Annotated in this window: 19 protein-coding genes and 1 riboswitch; of the genes, 8 read left to right on the plus strand and 11 right to left on the minus strand. The window is 46.0% G+C overall.

The window, feature by feature from the left end; all coding sequences use genetic code 11:
• Window positions 1-44: 44 nt before the first annotated feature.
• Window positions 45-962, minus strand: coding sequence for a site-specific tyrosine recombinase XerD (gene xerD, locus F890_RS00950; RefSeq protein WP_005265499.1), 918 nt, complete (start codon window positions 960-962; stop codon window positions 45-47).
• Window positions 963-1,136: 174 nt separating this feature from the next.
• Between xerD and F890_RS00955 the strand changes: the two genes are divergently transcribed.
• The 5 genes from F890_RS00955 (at window position 1,137) to ftsW (ending at window position 6,287) form a co-directional block, all read left to right on the plus strand.
• Complete coding sequence (locus F890_RS00955) at window positions 1,137-1,397, plus strand: FeoA family protein (protein ID WP_005101473.1); 261 nt, start codon at window positions 1,137-1,139, stop codon at window positions 1,395-1,397.
• Window positions 1,394-3,250 carry a ferrous iron transporter B gene (gene feoB, locus F890_RS00960; protein ID WP_005265501.1) on the plus strand — a complete coding sequence of 619 codons (1,857 nt, stop codon included), beginning with the start codon at window positions 1,394-1,396 and terminating at the stop codon, window positions 3,248-3,250. Before F890_RS00955 ends, feoB begins: the two co-directional genes overlap by 4 nt.
• A gap of 59 nt (window positions 3,251-3,309) precedes the next feature.
• Window positions 3,310-3,561, plus strand: coding sequence for a DUF6587 family protein (locus F890_RS00965; RefSeq protein ID WP_005265502.1), 252 nt, complete (start codon window positions 3,310-3,312; stop codon window positions 3,559-3,561).
• A 162-nt stretch (window positions 3,562-3,723) separates the two neighbouring features.
• Complete coding sequence (gene murD, locus F890_RS00970) at window positions 3,724-5,070, plus strand: UDP-N-acetylmuramoyl-L-alanine--D-glutamate ligase (RefSeq protein ID WP_005265503.1); 1,347 nt, start codon at window positions 3,724-3,726, stop codon at window positions 5,068-5,070.
• Between the two features lie 20 nt (window positions 5,071-5,090).
• On the plus strand, window positions 5,091-6,287 hold the full coding sequence (ftsW, locus tag F890_RS00975) for a putative lipid II flippase FtsW (RefSeq protein WP_004281069.1): 1,197 nt from the start codon (window positions 5,091-5,093) through the stop codon (window positions 6,285-6,287).
• On the opposite strand, the gene F890_RS00980 is transcribed toward ftsW, so the two are convergent.
• The 7 genes from F890_RS00980 to F890_RS01010 all read right to left on the minus strand — a co-directional run bounded on the left by F890_RS00980 (window position 6,276) and on the right by F890_RS01010 (window position 13,031).
• The gene (locus F890_RS00980; RefSeq protein ID WP_005265504.1) at window positions 6,276-6,536 is read right to left on the minus strand and encodes a zinc ribbon domain-containing protein; all 261 of its coding nucleotides are present in this window, start codon (window positions 6,534-6,536) and stop codon (window positions 6,276-6,278) included. The genes ftsW and F890_RS00980 overlap by 12 nt on opposite strands.
• Before the next feature lie 57 nt (window positions 6,537-6,593).
• Window positions 6,594-7,514: a tRNA glutamyl-Q(34) synthetase GluQRS gene (gene gluQRS, locus F890_RS00985; RefSeq protein WP_004281071.1), complete on the minus strand. Its 921-nt coding sequence runs from the start codon at window positions 7,512-7,514 to the stop codon at window positions 6,594-6,596.
• Window positions 7,515-7,516: 2 nt separating this feature from the next.
• On the minus strand, window positions 7,517-8,044 hold the full coding sequence (dksA, locus tag F890_RS00990; protein ID WP_004281072.1) for an RNA polymerase-binding protein DksA: 528 nt from the start codon (window positions 8,042-8,044) through the stop codon (window positions 7,517-7,519).
• 210 nt (window positions 8,045-8,254) lie between these two features.
• Window positions 8,255-9,067 carry a metallophosphoesterase gene (locus F890_RS00995; RefSeq protein WP_004281073.1) on the minus strand — a complete coding sequence of 271 codons (813 nt, stop codon included), beginning with the start codon at window positions 9,065-9,067 and terminating at the stop codon, window positions 8,255-8,257.
• Window positions 9,064-9,699, minus strand: coding sequence for an NUDIX domain-containing protein (locus tag F890_RS01000; protein WP_004281075.1), 636 nt, complete (start codon window positions 9,697-9,699; stop codon window positions 9,064-9,066). The genes F890_RS00995 and F890_RS01000 overlap by 4 nt, the downstream gene beginning before the upstream one ends.
• Window positions 9,700-9,775: 76 nt before the next feature.
• Window positions 9,776-11,671, minus strand: coding sequence for a phosphomethylpyrimidine synthase ThiC (gene thiC, locus F890_RS01005; protein WP_004281076.1), 1,896 nt, complete (start codon window positions 11,669-11,671; stop codon window positions 9,776-9,778).
• Between the two features lie 87 nt (window positions 11,672-11,758).
• A riboswitch (TPP riboswitch) is annotated at window positions 11,759-11,891 on the minus strand.
• A gap of 108 nt (window positions 11,892-11,999) precedes the next feature.
• Window positions 12,000-13,031, minus strand: a complete 1,032-nt coding sequence (locus F890_RS01010) for a hypothetical protein (RefSeq protein ID WP_004644924.1) — start codon at window positions 13,029-13,031, stop codon at window positions 12,000-12,002.
• A 292-nt stretch (window positions 13,032-13,323) separates the two neighbouring features.
• On the opposite strand from F890_RS01010, the gene F890_RS01015 reads away from it, so the two are divergent.
• A complete protein-coding gene (locus tag F890_RS01015; protein WP_005265505.1) occupies window positions 13,324-14,685 on the plus strand; it encodes a multidrug efflux outer membrane protein AbuO in 1,362 nt (453 codons plus the stop codon).
• Window positions 14,686-14,776: 91 nt separating this feature from the next.
• Window positions 14,777-15,496 carry a phosphate signaling complex protein PhoU gene (gene phoU / locus F890_RS01020; protein ID WP_004281079.1) on the plus strand — a complete coding sequence of 240 codons (720 nt, stop codon included), beginning with the start codon at window positions 14,777-14,779 and terminating at the stop codon, window positions 15,494-15,496.
• 62 nt (window positions 15,497-15,558) lie between these two features.
• Here the strand turns inward: phoU and F890_RS01025 are convergent, their stop codons facing one another.
• Window positions 15,559-17,361, minus strand: coding sequence for an ABC transporter ATP-binding protein (locus F890_RS01025; protein ID WP_004281080.1), 1,803 nt, complete (start codon window positions 17,359-17,361; stop codon window positions 15,559-15,561).
• Between the two features lie 151 nt (window positions 17,362-17,512).
• Here F890_RS01025 and F890_RS01030 point away from each other — a divergent pair, with 151 nt between their 5' ends.
• Window positions 17,513-18,133, plus strand: coding sequence for an alpha-ketoglutarate-dependent dioxygenase AlkB family protein (locus F890_RS01030; protein ID WP_004281082.1), 621 nt, complete (start codon window positions 17,513-17,515; stop codon window positions 18,131-18,133).
• Window positions 18,134-18,197: 64 nt separating this feature from the next.
• On the opposite strand, the gene ruvX is transcribed toward F890_RS01030, so the two are convergent.
• On the minus strand, window positions 18,198-18,641 hold the full coding sequence (gene ruvX, locus F890_RS01035; protein WP_004281083.1) for a Holliday junction resolvase RuvX: 444 nt from the start codon (window positions 18,639-18,641) through the stop codon (window positions 18,198-18,200).
• Window positions 18,634-19,188: a YqgE/AlgH family protein gene (locus F890_RS01040; RefSeq protein ID WP_004281085.1), complete on the minus strand. Its 555-nt coding sequence runs from the start codon at window positions 19,186-19,188 to the stop codon at window positions 18,634-18,636. Before F890_RS01040 ends, ruvX begins: the two co-directional genes overlap by 8 nt.
• Window positions 19,189-19,242 lie beyond the last annotated feature (54 nt).

Consider the following 19,242-nt stretch of genomic DNA (forward strand, 5'->3'; position numbering starts at 1 on the left):
TACCCACACGTCAAACTTCTCAGTTTATTCCATCCGGATATGTTTTAAGCTCGTGGATGATGGGTCGCGTGTAGCTGTTGCATCCGTACTTGTGCTACATGGGTATAAATTTGGGTGGTAGACAGATCACTATGCCCGAGCAGCATCTGTACCACGCGTAAGTCTGCGCCATGATTGAGTAAATGCGTCGCAAAGGCATGGCGCAAGGTATGCGGTGACAGTTCGGACTGGATTCCGGCCTGCAGCGCATAACGCTTAATGGCATACCAGAAATTCTGCCGGCTCATGATACCGCCATGCTGGGTCAAAAACAGATAATCGGTCGAAGTCCTATACAGTTGCGGACGGGCTTCATTCAGATATTTTCCCACCCATTCACAGGCCATTTTTCCCATCGGAACCAGGCGTTCTTTATTACCTTTACCCACAATACGTAAATAGCCCTGTTTTAAGTTGATCAGTTCCAGCCGCAAGTTAATCAGTTCGGTCACCCGGAGTCCGCAGGCATACAGCACTTCAAACATGGCGCGATCGCGCAGCCCTAATGCCGTGTTGATATCCGGAGCATGAATCAGGGCTTCGACATCAGCTTCGGAGAGATCTTTGGGTAAGGCCCGGCCCAGTTTCGGGGTTTTATGTGCAGCCACCGGATTGTCACTACGAAGTTTCTGCTCACGCAGAAATTTATAAAATGAGCGCAAGGCAGATAGGCAGCGGGCAATCGAACGTGGACTTTTTTGCTGTTTGGTCAGCGCAATCAGTACATCAGAAATATCATCATGATTCCATTCCGGCAGAGGCTTGCTCAGGCATTCTGCACATTGCACCAGATCGGACAAATAGGCATTTCGAGTATGCGGGCTGACCGTTTGTGCAATCAGATAATCACGAAAACCCTGCAAATAACTGAACGCATCAGGAATTTGGACAGGGGCAGGAATACGGGGTTTTTTATTCAGCATAGGGTGAAAGGATCTGATCTGAAAAAGCGATAATCGGGATTGGTATTCTCCACTGTAGTTTAATTTTATGACAGTGTCGATGTGGTATAAGGCTAAATCGAAATGTAATTAATCTTATTTGTTAATTATTCTCATTTGTTTGTATACTGTACAAAATAGTTTAGGAATTTCACGGTGCGTTTGTCTGATTTAAAAGCAAAACAAATTGCCATCATTCGAAAAGTGAGTCGAACAGCTGATGGTGAAAGTGCTCTACACGATGTCGTTGCGAGTCGTTTGGAAACTTTAGGCTTTGTACCAGGTACAAAGGTACAAGTCATTACTAAAGGTATTTTTGGTGGAGATCCCATTTTGATTCAAGTTGGATTCACACGTTTTGCTTTGCGTAAATCAGAAGCAGCCAAAATTGAAATCGAACAGGCGGTGTCGGCATGAGTGATACATTACGTATTGCCCTTGTCGGTAACCCTAACTGCGGTAAAACTTCATTATTCAACCACTTAACCGGAACACGCCAAAAAGTCGGTAACTATGCGGGTGTCACGGTTGAACGTAAAGTCGGTACGTTTCAGCTTGCCTCAGGCAAAGTGGTACGGGTACTGGATTTGCCGGGAACTTATAGTCTGGATGCGACCAGTCCGGATGAAGAGATTACCCGCAACGTCGTACAAGGTAAAATTGCGGAAGAGCAGGAGCAGGATGCATTTTTGTGTGTGGTAGATGCCACCAATCTGAAACTGCATTTGGGTCTGGTGCTGGAAATGATTCAGCTGGGTCGTCCGGTGCTGGTTGTGCTGAACATGATGGATGAAGCACGCCGTCGTGGCATGCAGATCAATACTCAGAAGCTGTCTGAGCGACTGGGCGTACCTGTGGTAGAAACGGTGGCTGTGCGCAATTCAGGGATTGAAAACCTGAAAAATGCGTTGGATCAAGGCAAGTATTCTGTACCACAGACTGAGCTCAGCGGCTTGAAAGGTGACAGTCACCAGCGCGTGGAAAACATTCTGAATGACGTGGTCAATTTCGTCGATCAGGAAGATAAACGTACCGATTTCCTCGACAAGATTTTTCTGCATCCGGTACTGGGCTTAATTAGTCTGGCCGTGATGATGTTCGTGATTTTCCAGGCGGTATTTGCCTGGGCTGCGCCGTTTATGGATGGGATTGAATCCTTCTTCGGCTGGTTGGGTGAGTTCCTCGGCGAATATATTTCTCATCCCTTGCTGAATAGTCTGGTGGTAGATGGGATTATTGCCGGTGCAGGCGGAGTAGTCGTATTCCTGCCACAAATTCTGATTTTGTTCTTCTTTATTCTGGTACTGGAAGAATCGGGTTATTTACCGCGTGCTGCTTTCCTATTAGATAAGCTGATGTTTAAAGCCGGTTTATCAGGACGTGCCTTTATTCCGTTATTGTCCAGCTTTGCCTGTGCCATTCCGGGCATCATGGCATCGCGGACCATCAGTGATCCACGAGATCGTTTAACCACGATTTTTGTTGCACCTTTAATGACCTGTTCGGCGCGTTTGCCAGTTTATGCCTTGCTAATTGCGGCATTTGTACCCGCACAAACTGTCTGGGGTTTCCTGAATCTGCAAGGTCTGGTGCTCTTCGGTCTTTATATGGCAGGTATCGTAAGTGCCTTGCTGGTGTCTTTTGTGTTGAAATTCTTCCACAAAGATAAATCACAGCACATGCTGTTGATGGAACTGCCAAGCTACCGTTTTCCGGACTTGAAGAACGTTTGGATCGGCTTATTGGATCGCGGCAAAATCTTCTTGAAACGTGTCGGCGGCATCATCTTCGCCTTATCGATTGTGCTGTGGTTCCTGTGTACGTTCCCGCAGCCACCAGAAGGCGCAACCCTGCCGGCCATTGATTATTCATTGGCAGGGATGCTCGGTCATCTGATGCAACCGATCTTTGCACCCCTCGGTTTTAACTGGCAGATCTGTATTGCCCTGATTCCGGCGATGGCAGCGCGTGAAGTGGTCGTTGCAGCACTGGGCACAGTCTATGCGATGTCGGCAGTTGATGAAGATGCGATGTCTGAAGGTCTAGCTGCGCTAATTAGCGGTGGAGGTGATCTGGGCTGGTCAGTTGCGACAGGTTTGTCTTTGCTGGTGTGGTTTATTTATGCACCACATTGTCTGGCGACTCTGGCAACGGTTAAACGTGAAACAGGTTCCTGGAAAACTGTCAGTATCATGACGGTTTACCTGTTTGGTCTGGCATATTTCATGTCATTCCTGACTTATCAAATTGCTTCATATTATTTGGGCTAAATCTTAGATTGGCCTTGGCCAATTGAGTTTGCTGCATTGTATATGTATGGGAGATTGAGATGATTGAAATTCTAATTGTGACAGCACTGGTGCTTTGGAGCATGCTGGTAGTATTCAAAAAGGTGTTTCCGAACACCTCTAACTCAGTCTTCCAGAAGCTGTCTGATGCCTGTGCAGCCAAGGGCTGGAAGCGTCTGGCCAAATGGCTGCAACCGGGTGTGGCGGCAGGCTGTGGTGGCAACTGTGCCTGTCCGGTTTCAGAAAAAAGTTCAGAAGAAAAGCCAGCCCAACAAGCGGTGAAATGGAAATAATTTCCTTTTCTGGCTGAATTTTAAAAACCGTCATGATCATGACGGTTTTTTTACGCATGGACACAAAAAAAATGTGCAGAAAAGCCAATCAGAAAAGGCATTCAAAACAGCAAAGTGCTACCATTTCGTCAGTTTCAAAATAGACCAAAATATGGGGCGAAAATGTTAATACAACGTGGTGGGTTAAAAGTCGTTGCAGGACTCGGAATATCAGGTGTTGCAGCAGTCAATTTCTTGCATAGTCAGGGCTACCGCGTTGCAGTAACAGATTCTAGAGCTAACCCGCCCGGACATGACCAGATACCCGCTGAGGTTCAGACCAGTTTTGGTCAGTTTGACGCCGAACTGTTACTTTCTGCAGAAGAAATCGTGATTAGCCCCGGGCTTGACCCTAAACTTCCTGAAATTCAGGCAGCGATTAACAAGGGCATTCCGGTAGTCAGTGAAATCCAGATTTTACGCCGTGCCACGGATAAGCCTATTGTGGCGATTACCGGTTCTAATGCCAAAAGCACCGTGACGACCTTGATTGGCCTGATGGCAGCGGATGCAGGTAAAAAAGTCGCTGTCGGTGGTAACTTAGGCCGTCCTGCGCTAGACCTGACTAAAGATGATCCTGAGCTGTATATACTCGAGCTGTCCAGTTTTCAGTTGGAAACTACTTCAAATCTGGCGGCTGAAGTCGCGGTGGTGTTGAACATGAGTGAAGATCATCTCGATCGTCATGGCGATATGATGGGTTATCACACGGCGAAACACCGGATTTTTCAAGGTGTGAAAAAAGTCGTCTATAATCGTGATGACTCTTTGACCCGTCCGTTGGTACCAGACGTAACACCGATGCAAAGTTTCGGACTGAATGCACCAGATATGAACCAGTACGGTATTCTCAAGGATACCGATGGCAGTATCTGGCTGGCGCGTGGTCGTGAGCGTCTGCTGAAAAGTACCGAGATGTATATGCAGGGCACGCATAATGTTGCCAATGCCTTGGCCTGTCTGGCGCTGGGTGAGGCGATAGGTCTGCCACTAGAAAGCATGCTGAATACTTTAAAGACGTTTAAAGGTCTGGAACATCGCTGTGAATTCGTTAAAGAAGTACAGGGCGTACGCTATTATAACGACTCCAAAGGTACCAATATCGGCGCAACCTTGGCGGCGCTAGATGGTCTGGGCATGGCCATTGAAGCTCAAGGTGGCAAGGTTGCGATTATTCTCGGTGGACAGGGCAAAGGGCAGGACTTTAAGGCTTTGCGTGAATCACTCGCTAAATATGCCAAAGTAGCGGTATTGATCGGTGAAGATCGTCCCGTCATTGAAGCAGCGATTGCGGGTACGACTGAACTGATTCATGCGGACAGCCTGCAGCAGGCGGTAGAAATCTGCCAAAAGCACACTCAGGCACATGATGTCGTGCTATTGTCTCCTGCATGCGCAAGTTTTGATATGTTCTCGGGTTATCCTGAGCGTGGTCGCAAGTTTGTTGCGTATGTGAATGAACTCAATTAAGAATAACAAGGATTCGTGATATGGCTGGGTTTGCTCAGACTACGATCAATAAATTAAATCAATTTTATACGCAGTGGATACCTAGAATACCTGCTGAAGTGAATCCACGGAATGTATTGATTTTCTGTGTGTTGGCTTTGCTCTGCATTGGTTCGATCATGGTGGCATCGGCCTCGATGCCCTATGCAGAACGTATGCATGAAAATCCGTTTCACTATATTAGCCGACATGGGATTTCGATTTTTGTCGCTGCCGTAGCAGCTTTTCTGGCTTATAAAATCCCCTTAAAAGTCTGGTTTAATAACACTTTCTTTTTGTGGATTATTACCATCGTACTTTTGGTGGCCGTGCTATTTGTCGGGACGGAAGTCAATGGTTCCAAACGCTGGATTCGGATCGCAGGCTTTACCTTACAGGCTTCGGAAGTCGCCAAAGTGATGATGGCAATTTTTACTGCAGACTACGTGGTGCGCCGTGCGGAAGAAGTACGGAATAATATCAAGGGTCTGGTCCGTTTAAGTGCCATCATGGGTGCTACCGTCGGTTTGATTATTCTCGAGCCTGACTTGGGTGCAACCGTGGTAATTACCTTAACCATGCTTGGCGTGTTCTTTCTGGCGGGTGCGCCGTGGATTCAGTTCGGTGTGGCTTTTATGACCTTGGTCGGCGCATTTGCTGCCGCGATTCTGTTGGAACCGTATCGTCTGCAACGTCTGCTGTCTTTTTCGAATCCTTGGGAAGATCCCTTAGGCACCGGTTATCAGCTCTCTAATGCCCTTATGGCCTTTGGCCGTGGGGAGTGGGCAGGGGTAGGCTTGGGGCATAGTATCCAGAAAATGTCTTATTTGCCTGAGGCGCATACCGATTTCATGCTGGCAATTTTGGGTGAAGAATTTGGCTTTTTAGGCATTTCAACCATCCTGATCTTGTCCTTCACCATGCTGGTTTGCTGTATCCGCATTGGACACCGCGCCTTGCAGCATCAATATTTGCGTGCCGGCTATCTGGCTTATGGCATCAGTATCATTTTCCTGTTACAGATTCTGGTGAATGCCGGTATGAATATGGGCATGTTGCCGACCAAGGGTTTGACCTTGCCATTTATTAGTTATGGCGGTTCATCCCTGATTATCTGTGCGGTCATGATCAGTCTGATTCTGAAAATTGATTCGACCACGCGTCAGGTCAATCCAAGCCGCGAAGAATCAAGCTTCTAGATTGGAGTTTCGTCCTGGCTCTGGCTGAGCATGGTCCAGTACCGTGCTCGGCATTGCGGTTCCACAATTGGAACAGGTCACAAAAGCAGATTTAGGCTTGGAAAGTGGAATCAAGGGTATAAAAAATAAAGAAAAATAATTACGCTGCTGTTTTAGCTCATAGCCCGAACGAGTACGGCAGACCGGACACAGAAACTGGCTTTTCTCAATGGTTTTGGTTTTAGGGGCGACGCCAAAAATAAAAAACATACTCTTCTTCCTATCAATTTTTCATTCTAGAAGTCTAGCTTAAGTGAAAAGCTGTTTTTATAAATAGTGACCTTGTAGCTCAGTTGTATGTGGAATCCGCTCAATGTCCCATTGTACTACCGCCTGTTGCAGCATCCGATCGGGAGTGTCCAAATCAACTTCAGCCTGATGCAAAGCCTGAAGTGCCTGTTTTAATAATTGCGGTGCCTGAGTTAAATCCAGTGCTTGGGCCAGATTCTGTTTTGACAGTTTTTGCCCCTGATCATTCATTGCCAGCGGTAGATGCATATAGCTCAGACGCGGATAACCGAGTAACTGTCCCAGATAGATTTGCCGTTCGGTATTATCTAAAAGATCAGCTCCACGTACCGCATGAGTCATACCTTGCAGATAGTCATCGACTACTACAGCCAGCTGGTAATTCATAATGCCGTCACGACGTTTTAAGACAAAATCGCCCAGATCTTTTTTCAGTTCTGAACAGTGCTGACCTTGCAGCCGGTCTTCAAAACAGATTTCAACATCTTCAACTTTTAAACGGATGGCCTGATGCTCAAAAGCCAGACCCAAGTTGCGGCAGGTATCCTGATAGATATGGTTGGAACCGAGCATTTTACGGGTACATTGACAGGCATAGACTAGGTCTTGCTGACGTAATTGCTGGATGACGTCTTCGTAAATATCTAAACGGTCTTTCTGGAAAATGATTTCGGCATCAGGTTCAAGCTGAAAGGCATCCATGGCACGCAGGATATGCTCTTCGCTGCCGGGATAAATGCGGGGAATATCGGTGTCTTCAATCCGGACCAGCCATGTGCCTTGATTGGCTTTGGCATCGCAGTAACTGGCAACTGCGGTAATGAGGGAGCCAAAATGCAAAGGGCCGGTTGGCGATGGCGCGAACCGGCCCACATAAGCCATCCTGTTGTCCCCCTCCTTTTTTAAAGGAGGGGTTAGGGGAGGATTATTTACAGACATACTTAACCGTTATTTTGCTTCTCTTTGATCTCTGCAAGGGTTTTGCAGTCAATACATAAAGTAGCCGTTGGACGTGCTTCTAAACGACGCAAGCCAATCTCGATACCACAAGTTTCACAGAAACCATAGTCATCATTCTGGATTGCTTCGATCGACTGTTCGATTTTACGAATCAGTTTACGTTCACGGTCACGGGTACGTAACTCAATCGCAAACTCTTCTTCCTGAGTCGCACGGTCATTCACATCTGGAAGAGCAGTATTTTCGTCTTGCATCGTATTGAGGGTACGATCCACTTCTGACATCAACTCAGCTTTCCAAGCCAGCAAGATTTGGCGGAAATGCTGAAGCTGACCTTCAGACATGTATTCTTCATTTTTTTTAGGTTGATAAGGTTCAATACCAAATAAGCTAGCAGTAGAACCACCGTCAGTCGTTTTAGGCTTAGATTTGCGTACGCGCTTTGCAGCTTTCTCTTCTACAACATCAGTTTGATTGTCTAAGACTTGATTTTGGTTGTCATTCGCCATTTAGGGCATTCCTCATCTATGCGTATGATTGCTACGCAAAAAATATGGTGATATGCAGTTTTTTATCCACCCTGTAGAAAGATTATCCTCCTATGGGGGCCGTCATCATATAGACTTTTTATGCTTATTGATAGTCTTTGATGTCTGGACTATGCATATCACATTTCCTTTGGTTGCAATAAAGTAATGCAAAAAAAACAAATTGAAAAGTTAATAACCTGAAATTTCGGTATTAATATTTTGCTGGCTCAATGCCACCCGTTCAATATAGGTATCAAACTCACCATTTTGTTGCAAATGTAATACACGATAACCTGGTGCCGCCTGATCTAGCGCGAAATCTTCACTTTTAGGTTTAAACTGCACACTGGTCGATGGCGTGGATAAAAAGTAGATGCCATGCCATTCGTTGCAGGAATCCTGATGCACATGACCAAACAGAACCAGCTTGATATTATGATGCCGAGCCAGTACATCTTTTAAATCTTCAGCATTTTTCAGCCGGTGCTGATCAATCCAGTACGATTTCATCGCAAAAGGATGATGATGGCAAGCGACAATGACATGCTGATGCTTAAATTCAAGCAATAATTGGTCCAATTGATCGAGTTGAGCTTGTTCCACCCAGCCATCGATCTTGCCTTGAACGGCACTATTTAACAGGATCATGGTCCAGGTGCCAAAATGAATGGCATGTACCTGATTCGCATGCTGGTGAAAAGGGAACACCCGAGAATCGTCATGGTTACCTGGAATCTGATAATACGGCACGTTTAAAGACTGGACAAATGCTAAATAGCGTTGATAAGTCTGCTCGACCGGCACCTGTGCCAGATCACCGGTATGAATCAGTGCATCCATTTGGGGAAAGCGCTGTTGGATCTGCTGCATCACCTCGTGAAAACTCTGCTCGGGATTCATCCGGGCAAATTCCAGCTCTTCCCGATCCATCAAATGGGTATCAGAAATCTGGATAATGGTCCAATCTGGCTGTGTGTTTATGCTTGACTGCTGAAAACTCATGTCTTTCCCCTTAGACATATTCCTGCAGTATGAATATGTTGTTGCAACCATTGCAAGGCCATAATGACAGGTGCATTTCTTAAGCGACCATTCGTGAGCAAGGACGGAATATCAGCATAATCCAGAATATGCAGCTGGATATTTTCACCTTCATCCGGCATGCCAAAAATACCGCCCTGTTCAGGCAATTCGGTCTGCGCCACATATAAATGAAATAATTCGGAACATGCCCCGGCGGACGGATAGAAGCTGAAAATGTGCTGCAGCTCATCCAGGGTACAGCCTGATTCTTCGAGTGCTTCGCGACGGATGCATGTTTCAGGCGCTTCATCGCCATCCAGAACGCCAGCAATTACTTCGAGTTGCCAAGGAGAGTCGATATCATCCAGTCCGCCAATCCGGAACTGTTCGATCAGGCCGAATTTCTGCTGTTGATGATTGTACATCAGCACACCCGCTGCTTCTGGCCGATGAATCAGCTCACGTTGCAAAATAGGGGTTGAGCTTTCCTGATTAAATAAACGGTGTTTCAGGCTGACTTTTTCTACCTGAATAAATCCCTGGTACAAGAACTCACGTGCCTCTACGCTAAAGTCTTTTTTATTATAAGAGGCCTGTTTAATAATATTCATATGCTCAGATAGAATGAATTGATTTATTTTCATCCTATCTGAGTTTTTTTTGAAGACAACTGTTTTTTTTACAGTTTTATAGTTTGTGGTATAAATTTTGACCAGAGTTGTGGAAGCTGGCTTTCATCTGATTCATGCCGGCTTCAATTTCGGCCTGAGAGCTTGCCGGCTGATCAGGATTGGCCTGTTGACTGGCATAATCACGAACATTCTGGCTAATCTTCATTGAACAGAACTTTGGTCCGCACATGGAACAAAAGTGCGCGGATTTATGCGCGGCTTTCGGCATGGTTTCATCATGCATGCTGCGCGCCGTGTCCGGATCCAGACTCAAGTTAAACTGGTCTTCCCAGCGGAACTCAAAACGCGCCTTGGACAGGGCATTATCCCGGGCTTGCGCACCCGGATGACCTTTGGCCAGATCGGCTGCATGTGCGGCAATCTTGTAGGTAATAATGCCGTCTTTGACATCCTTTTTATTGGGTAAACCGAGATGCTCTTTAGGCGTCACATAACACAGCATTGCGGTGCCGTACCAGCCAATCATCGCGGCTCCTATTGCCGAAGTAATATGGTCATAACCCGGTGCGATATCGGTGGTGAGTGGCCCCAAGGTATAAAAGGGTGCTTCTTTACAGACTTCCAGTTGCAGATCCATATTTTCCTTGATCATATGCATCGGGACATGGCCCGGGCCTTCAATCATCACCTGAACATCATGCTCCCAGGCACGGTGGGTCAGTTCGCCCAAAGTTCGAAGTTCGGCAAATTGCGCTTCGTCATTGGCATCCTGCACACAGCCCGGACGTAGGCCATCGCCGAGACTAAACGATACGTCATAAGCTTTCATGATCTCGCAGATTTCATCGAAATGGGTATACAAGAAGTTTTCCTGATGATGTGCCAGACACCACTGCGCCATGATCGAACCGCCACGCGATACGATACCGGTCAAACGGTTGGCAGTCAGCGGTACATATCTTAAAAGCACGCCGGCATGAATGGTGAAATAGTCCACACCTTGTTCAGCCTGTTCAATCAGGGTGTCTTTAAAGATCTCCCAGGTCAGGTCTTCGGCCACACCATTGACTTTTTCCAGTGCCTGATAGATCGGTACGGTTCCAATTGGTACAGGAGAGTTGCGGATAATCCATTCACGGGTTTCATGAATATTCTGGCCGGTCGAGAGGTCCATGATTGTGTCTGCACCCCAGCGCGTCGCCCAGGTCATTTTCGAGACTTCTTCTTCGATACTTGAACCGAGTGCAGAATTACCAATATTGGCATTGATTTTGACCAAAAAATTACGCCCGATGATCATCGGTTCCAGTTCCGGATGATTGATATTGGCCGGAATAATCGCGCGGCCGGCGGCGACTTCCTGACGCACAAATTCTGGCGTAATTTCAGTCAGGTTTTTTGCACCAAAATTCTGGCCCGGATGCTGGCGCATATCGACACCATCGAGTTGACGTAGGTTTTCACGAATGGCAATGTATTCCATTTCCGGTGTGATAATGCCTTGCTTGGCATAATGCATCTGGGTGATGTTGCGGCCGCATTTGGCTTTGCGTGGTTTTTGAATATGCGCGAAACGGATCGCAGCGGTACGGATATCGCGTAAACGCTGGCGGCCAAATTCAGAACTGAGCTGATCCAGAATTTCACTATCGTTGCGCTGCTCAATCCAGCTTTCACGAATATTCGGCAGACCTTTGTTCAGGTCAATCGTCACATCGGGGTCAGTATAAACACCAGACGTGTCATAGACCATTAATGGCGGATTATGTTCACCGCCCAGACTGGTCGGGGTTTCACTTAAGGAAATCTCCCGCATCGGTACCTGAATATCAGGACGGGAGCCTTGCAGATAGACTTTACGTGAGGCAGGCAGAATTCGCGTTAAATCGCGTGCTTCCTGTTCATGAGCGGAGAGAGTGGTTTCAGAAGAAAGATTCGTTAACTGGTTCATGGCTATGATCCTTATGATGACATCAACGAATCAAGCACGACCAAAAACGTAGGCAGATTTATCCTGAACAGATAAAGCAAGGGCTGGGTTTTTAGCTGGCTTGATTCCTACGCAGGTATTAACCTGATCAGGTTCAACGGTACTCATGCTCAATTCCTGATAACGATAAAAGGAATCACATGATCTCAGCGAGGCATTACTCGCGCTCCGTCAAGCGAGGCTAAAGCTTAGCTCAGTTTAGGCAGAATAAACAGGTCTAAATCGCTCAACTTTAAACGAGGATTGATTTAGACATGGCGATATTGATTGAAGGTGAAACTGATCCCAACTAGATACAGATGGCATCGGTAAAGCAGTCTTTATCATATTTTTGTGAGGGCGGGCTGATCTGGGCATAGTACAGAATCTGTTCTGCTTCCGAGCGGTTTCTATAATCGGCAGGCAAGACTTGTTGGCGCTGTTCCGGAGTCATGTCCAGAAATTCCAGAAACAGGCGTGCCTGTGTGGACAGCGTTGATTTCTGGCCGTTTGATAGTCCAATAATAGTTTCCAGATGACTGGTATCCACAGCATAACGATCGCGATAATCTTCCGACACCGGGGATTGCTCGGTACCTCTAAACAGGAAATAGGTATATTGCTTCAGCAGATATTCAGCATCGCGTTTATAACTGCTATTCGGATAAGTCTTGAGATAGTCTTCCCAAAGCAGACTGCGGGCTGCAATATCAGTGGCTTCAATCTGCAGGCGTTTTTCCACCAGCACCGGTTCCATATTCTGTTCCGCCAGATTTTCAATAAAGGCTTTTTCAGCGGCCGGTAAATAAGGGGCAAAAATACGCGCCAGATATTCCGGACTGCGGCGATAATGTAAAGTGCCATCCCCCAGATCCAGCAGTTCTACATAAGCCTGCCCCTTGTGTTTTAACAGATACTGGTCACGTGAGGTGAGCTGTTGAAAATGCGCATGCTGAATGGTGGGATGCTGCGCCATTTCCAGTGCATACTGCTCAAAGGCGCGTTGCTGAAATTCGGTGCGATCCACCTTTAAAAAGCGCTGATACATTTCGGTAGAGCGCTGCATCAGTTGCTTCTGCTCCGCCAAGTCCATCAACGGCAGGCACACTTTAAGATCCTGATTAATCTGCTCCAGCGCAAACGTCGTGCGCTGGTCATTAATCTGGGACATATTTTTTTCAATATTCTGGCACATGAGGCTAAAGTCACTGACTGGACTTTGCGTTTGCTTCGCCTCAGTCTGTTCGACCTGGATCTGTGGATCTGAGGGCTGTTGGCAGCCCCCAAGAAGCAGCACGCTACCAGCAAGCACACAGGCTTTGAATATCGACGGGAATGGCATTAACACTATGCTTCAGGACTCTGTATATATAGGTGAATTCAGAAAATAACGGCCTTACTGGGAGATATTGTATAGATCAAACTAAAATACTATGTTTAGTATTGTGAATTGCTTTGTTACATTGCCGGTATGGGAGCCAGAAAATTGAATTAATGATGGATAAAAATTGATCTTTATATTAAAAAATTAATAAAAATCATACGTAAAAATTCAAGAGATCTCTTTAGTATGGCTTAGCTTAAAGCGCCAGAATTTTTTGATCTGAATGGCTGTTAGGGGTTAACACTATAAAATGAAATTAAAACGCAGTGTCATGGCCTGTTTATTGCTATTAATTAGTCCGGCGATTTTTGCCCTGGATTTACAAGAAGCGTATGCACGCGCCCAGCAAAATGATCCAAATTGGCAGGCGAATGTGTTGCAGTACCAATCTGATCAGCTCAATCTGGGGATTGCCAGCGGAAATTTGCTGCCGACCGTGACTTTATCTGGAAATGTGACCCGTAAAAACCAGTCCGTCAACAACTCAGAGTCTGAAGGTTTGCCTGCTGAATTTGGTGAGTTGCAAAGTTCCAGTACAACCAGCCGTCAGGTGGCCTTAACCGCACGCCAACCTTTATTTCGCTGGGATGCCTGGCAAGGTTATAAGCAGGTCAAGACCTCGGTCGAACTCAGTGAAGTCAATCTGCGTCTGCAAAAACAGCAGCATATTTTACAGGTGGCCGAAGCCTATTTTAATGTCTTGCGGCAGCAGTCTTTGACTACGGCTTATTTACAGGAAGAGCAGGCGCTGTCTGAACAGTTACGCATGATGAATGCTAAGCTGAAAGAAGGTTTGGTGGCGCGTAGTGAGGTCAGTGAAGCCAATGCCCAGTATCAAAGTGCCCAAGCCAACCGGATTTCGACTCAAGTTCAGCTGGTACTGGCCCAAGAACAGCTGGCACAGTTAATCGGCCCTTATCAGGAAAATCTGGCGGTATTACGCAACGATTTCCAGTTCCAGAAACCGGTTCCAAGTGATATGCAGTCCTGGACCGAATTAGCACAAAGCCAAAATCTGAATATTCTGCAAGCGCGTCTGCAAAAGCGCTATTCTGAAGATGCCAAACGGGTCGAACAGGCTGCGCTCTATCCGCAGGTCGAAGTGGTCGGAACCTATGGCTATTTAAAGCAAAGTCCGGCTACGATCATGTCCAGCAATGGAGATTTCGACCAGATTGGGGTGGAGGTGAACTGGAATGTATTTAGCGGTGGACGCACGCAAAAAAGTATCCGTCAGGCCGGCGTTAATGTGCAAAAAAGTGAAGCGCAACTGGATGCGGCTATCCGTAAAGCCAATACCGATGTGAAACAGTCCTTTATGCAGGTAGAAACCGATCAGGCCAAACTGAATGCACGTAAAGCCGCGATGGACTCTTCGGAAATTGTCTCACAAGCGTCCAGAGCCCAATATCAGGAAGGCTTAAAAACCATGGTCGATGTGTTGCTGGCACAGCGTAATGCCTTTTCTGCCAAGACCGATTATTTGAATGCCAAATATGATTATCTGTTGCATGCGCTGCAATTGCAGGCCTCGGTCGGGCAGTTAACCGAAAAGGAACTGGCAGAGCTGAATGCCTGGCTGATTGAATATGATTCGCCTCAGCCTCTATGAGGCTACTATTGTCATCAAACTTTCATCATGGATATGCTTTAATATGATTTATTATTGATCATTGTCCTCTATCGTTCAGGAGTAGCTTTCCTTGTGTCCAAATAATCCTGTATTAAGTCATCACATTTCTTCGCAATTTAATGAAGAACTGCAGGACGTAAATACCAAATTCATGACGATGGGCGGACTGGTAGAACAGCAGGTAGCTAATGCCATTCATGCCCTATTGGACACAGATGTCTCAATGGCAGTAGATGTGCAGTTTCAAGATAATGTCGTCAATCAGATGGAACGAGATATTGATGAAGCGCTGACCCTGATTCTGGCGCGCCGTCATCCTGCCGCGATTGATTTACGTATGGTGCTTGCCATGTCCAAGGCCAATACCGATCTGGAACGGATTGGCGATGAAGCCTCGAAAATAGGCCGAATTGCACAAAGCTTGTGTGAAGAGGGTAGCTCACCACGCGGTTATATGGAAACCCGGCATATTGGCAACCAGGTGCGGGTGATGATTCATGATGCACTGGATGCTTTTGCGCGTCTGGATGTAGATCAAGCTTTGAAGGTCATGTTGGCGGATGCGGATATTGACCGTGAATATCAGTCAGCCACACGTACGCTTATGACTTATATGATTGAAGACCCACGGCATATCAGTCGTGTCATCAATGTATTGTGGGTGCTGCGTTCACTCGAAAGAATTGGCGATCATGCCCGGAATATTTCGGAACAGGTGATCTATATGGTCAAAGGTTTTGATGTGCGTCATACCAGTGTTGAAGAAATTGAACAGAAAGTTCAGCGTTAAATCTTAAAAAATTAAAATAAAAAAACCTCCGTACCGGAGGTTTCTTTATTGAGATAGAGAAGCTAACTATGAGTTTCTTCCTCGGCATCATCTTCAAAAGTTTTGGCAATTTTTTCAATATTCAGGCTTTTGGCCATCGCATCAAAGATTTCCTTATACACGCCTTGCTGATGATAAAGCTGGTCGTGCTCGCCATGCTCAGCAATCGTTCCTTCTTTCATCACGTAAGTATAATCCGCATCAATAATCTGCGACAGGCTATGCGAAATGATGATCACGGTACGGCCTTGCTTGATCTGGTCCAGACTGTGTTTAATCTGTTCCGTGGCAATTGCATCTAGACTCGCCGTCGGTTCATCTAGAAAAATAATCGGTGGATTTTTCAGGAACATCCGTGCCAAGGCAATCCGTTGCTGCTGGCCGCCAGACAGCATCAAGGCATCGTTATCATAACCATCCGGTAACTGTAAAATCTGCTCATGAATCGAGGCTTTTTCTGCTGCCTCAATTACATCCTCCATTGAGGCAGTAGTTTTACCATAACGGATATTGTCAAAGATGGTGCCCTGAAAAATATGATTTTTTTGTAAGACCAGACCAATATGATCGCGTAGATATTGGGTGTCATAATCTTTCAGGTCAATGCCATCCAGTTTGATCTGACCTTGCTGTGGTTCATAAAATTTATCCAGCAAACTGATGAGGGTAGATTTTCCGGCACCCGATAAGCCCACCAAGGCGGTAATTTTATTGGGGCGAATTTCCATATCAATATCTTTCAGGGCATGGTGGCCGTTTGGATAATAAAAATTCACGCCACTCAGTTCAAATTTGCCTTGGACAATCGGTTTCTGCTGACCGCTTTGTTCAATTTCATCATCGGCCTCCAGAATTTTGAAAAAGCTTTCTGAATAGATCATGGCATCATTCACTTCATCATAAATCCGGTGCAGGGATCGAATTGGGGCAGAGACATTATTAAATAGCAGCACATGAAACATGATCATACCGATACTCATCTGGCCATCCAGCACAAAGTAGGAGGTTAAAATAATGATCAGTACAATCCCGATCTGTTCCAGAAAAGTTTTCAGGCCATCAAACAGGAAACTGGTCTGGCGGGTTTTCATCTGATTGTCGGTCAGTTCACGCTGTAAACCGAGCTGCTTTTCCGATTCAATCGATTCGCGGTTAAAAGACTTAATCACGGTAATCGAGTTGATGATACTGAGAATGCCCTGACTTTTTCTCTCCCGACCATCGCGAAGACTGCGGCGCCAGCCCCCGAGTTTTTGTGCCTGCTTATAGGTCAGCCAGAAATAGATAGGAACAATAGCAGTCGCGACCAGACCGACATACACATTGGCATAGTACATTAGCCCCAAAGCCACAATGGCACTGGTAAATAACGGTAAAATATCAATAAAGAAAATTTGCACCAGACGGGTCAGTGAGCCAATGCCACGGTCAATCCGGGTCTGTAATTTACCGGCCTGGTTATTTTCCTGATTAAAAAATTCCAGCCGATATTTTAAAAATTTTTCAATAATCCCTTGGGCCAGATCCTGAGAGACAAAAATCCGCAGTTTCTCTCCATAGAACTTCTGCCCGAACTGGACAAAGGCATTGATAATTTCTTTGCCGAGCAAAATCGCCGAAATCGTGATCAGAATATGCCAGCCTTGTTCCAGTCCTTGACCGGTTTCGAGTAGCGAATTGATGCTGTCGACCGCATATTGCAAGGTAATGGCATTGACCTGTGCGGTGAATGAGCCAATCAGGGTCAGAATCAGCGTGGCAATCACCAGCAACCGGTAAGGCTGAACAAAGGGACGAAGTTTCTGAAACAGCTGCCATAAGTTCATAAAAGGATTATTTTTATTGTGAAAGTTGAATTCAGTCTAGGCAGGAATTAGGCTAGCCACAAGCATAAATGTTGTAGTCATTTGTGAAGAGCAGTTGTAATCCTTTAGGTCGAATGTCAGTATTTTCATGTGGATACTGGATTGAATTGATATGACTCTCGATTTATTTGCACCCCAGCCGCAAGCCAATGTATTACCTTTTGATGGGGTAGTGGAGGATTATGGCCTGATTTTGGATCAGGAACAAAGCCAGCAGTATCTACAGCATTTTCTCAGTCAGCTGGCCTGGCAACATGATGAAGTGCATTTATTTGGCAAGCACCATGTCACAGGTCGCCAGGTGGTCTGGTATGGCGATGAACATTATCAGTATCGTTATTCTGGTACGCTCAAACAAGCTCAGGTATGGACACCCGGATTATTCCGTTTAAAGCAGCATATTGAAATTCTGGTCGGTCATCCCTTTAATTCCTGTCTGGCCAATTTGTATGAAGATGGTTCCCAAGGCTTGGGCTGGCATAGTGATGATGAGCCGGCGTTATATACAGGTACCTCTCGGGAAAATGTCATCGCTTCTCTAAGTCTGGGAGCTACCCGTAAAATGAGCTTTAAGCATAAAATTCACAGCGATAAAGTCGATGTGCTGTTACACAGTGGACAACTGATTGTGATGCGTGGCGCGACGCAGCAGCACTGGAAGCACAGTATCAGCAAAACCAGCAAAGTTTTAACACCGAGAATTAATCTGACTTTTCGTTATTTTTATCCTTAAGAAGCATTTTGGAGTGTAAAAAAGCACCCTAAAGGATGCTGATTTAAAAAAATTTAAAAACAGATTAAGGCGTGATTCCGGCAGGATGGCGATACCAGCTTTCAATCAACAAGGCAGCCGCAATACTGTCCGCAGAGAGTTTCTTGCCTCGACCTTGAGCTTGGTAATGATCCAGTTCATCGCGTGCTTCACGGGTGGTCAAACGTTCATCCACCATCCAGGTTTCAATATTGGTCTGATGACGTAAACGGCGGGCAAATTTTCGCGCCCGTGTCGACAGCTCCGATTCACTATCATCCATATTCAATGGTAAGCCGACCAGAAATAAATTGGGTTGATGGCTTTTCACGATTTTGAGTAGTTCATCCCAGTTGGGAATACCATCTTTCATGGGAAATAAGGGTAGGGGATTGGCACTAGCAATCAGGGATTGTCCGACCGACATTCCCATTTTTTGTGTACCAAAATCAAACGCCATAATGGTTTGTGGCGCGTTTACATCAGGCATGTCCAATCTCGGAAGATAACCAGTTGCGGTCTACCCCCATTTTTTTATAGGCAGCGTCCCAACGGTCGTTATAAGGTAAATTAAAAATCAGATCCATATCGGAATCACAAATCAGCCAGTCACCACGAGCAATTTCCTGTTCCAGCTGGTGTTTGCCCCAGCTGGCATAGCCAAGTGCAATCTGATAGCGACCAACGCCTTCATTATGCGCAATGGCATCCAGAATATCTTTCGATGTGGTAATACAGACATTCTCGCCTACGGCAATAGACGAATGCCAGGTCGGCTGACCGGTATGCAGGACAAAGCCGGCCTCAGGGCGTAATGGACCACCTTGCAATACTTCATGCGGATTGACATTGTCTGCTTCAATATCAAGATCATTCAGCAATTCTTTAATTTGAATGCCGGCAGGTCGATTGATAATGATGCCTTGCGCACCATCTTCATCATGCCGTGCGAGATAAATGACCGTCTGGGCAAAAAAATCATCATTCGCATGCGGCGGTGCAATCAGACAACGATGTGTCAGAAACTGTTTGGTCACCTGAGCAGTTCTCCTTAAAATTAATTTCTTCGCAGAGAAATCCTATGATCCTAA

It is taken from the genome of Acinetobacter sp. CIP 64.7 (assembly GCF_000369745.1).
Taxonomy (GTDB): Bacteria; Pseudomonadota; Gammaproteobacteria; order Pseudomonadales; family Moraxellaceae; genus Acinetobacter; species Acinetobacter fasciculus.

What these genes read in the sequence shown, in the direction of transcription:
- gluQRS (WP_004281071.1), bottom strand. Translation starts at nt 7,514, where the DNA reads ATGTCTGTAAATAATCCTCCCCTAACCCCTCCTTTAAAAAAGGAGGGG.
- F890_RS00995 (WP_004281073.1), bottom strand. Translation starts at nt 9,067, where the DNA reads ATGAGTTTTCAGCAGTCAAGCATAAACACACAGCCAGATTGGACCATT.
- F890_RS01015 (WP_005265505.1), top strand. Translation starts at nt 13,324, where the DNA reads ATGAAATTAAAACGCAGTGTCATGGCCTGTTTATTGCTATTAATTAGT.
- dksA (WP_004281072.1), bottom strand. Translation starts at nt 8,044, where the DNA reads ATGGCGAATGACAACCAAAATCAAGTCTTAGACAATCAAACTGATGTT.
- F890_RS01000 (WP_004281075.1), bottom strand. Translation starts at nt 9,699, where the DNA reads ATGAATATTATTAAACAGGCCTCTTATAATAAAAAAGACTTTAGCGTA.
- ruvX (WP_004281083.1), bottom strand. Translation starts at nt 18,641, where the DNA reads ATGCCTGATGTAAACGCGCCACAAACCATTATGGCGTTTGATTTTGGT.
- ftsW (WP_004281069.1), top strand. Translation starts at nt 5,091, where the DNA reads ATGGCTGGGTTTGCTCAGACTACGATCAATAAATTAAATCAATTTTAT.
- feoB (WP_005265501.1), top strand. Translation starts at nt 1,394, where the DNA reads ATGAGTGATACATTACGTATTGCCCTTGTCGGTAACCCTAACTGCGGT.
- thiC (WP_004281076.1), bottom strand. Translation starts at nt 11,671, where the DNA reads ATGAACCAGTTAACGAATCTTTCTTCTGAAACCACTCTCTCCGCTCAT.
- murD (WP_005265503.1), top strand. Translation starts at nt 3,724, where the DNA reads ATGTTAATACAACGTGGTGGGTTAAAAGTCGTTGCAGGACTCGGAATA.
- F890_RS00980 (WP_005265504.1), bottom strand. Translation starts at nt 6,536, where the DNA reads ATGTTTTTTATTTTTGGCGTCGCCCCTAAAACCAAAACCATTGAGAAA.
- xerD (WP_005265499.1), bottom strand. Translation starts at nt 962, where the DNA reads ATGCTGAATAAAAAACCCCGTATTCCTGCCCCTGTCCAAATTCCTGAT.
- F890_RS00965 (WP_005265502.1), top strand. Translation starts at nt 3,310, where the DNA reads ATGATTGAAATTCTAATTGTGACAGCACTGGTGCTTTGGAGCATGCTG.
- F890_RS01010 (WP_004644924.1), bottom strand. Translation starts at nt 13,031, where the DNA reads ATGCCATTCCCGTCGATATTCAAAGCCTGTGTGCTTGCTGGTAGCGTG.
- F890_RS01030 (WP_004281082.1), top strand. Translation starts at nt 17,513, where the DNA reads ATGACTCTCGATTTATTTGCACCCCAGCCGCAAGCCAATGTATTACCT.
- F890_RS01025 (WP_004281080.1), bottom strand. Translation starts at nt 17,361, where the DNA reads ATGAACTTATGGCAGCTGTTTCAGAAACTTCGTCCCTTTGTTCAGCCT.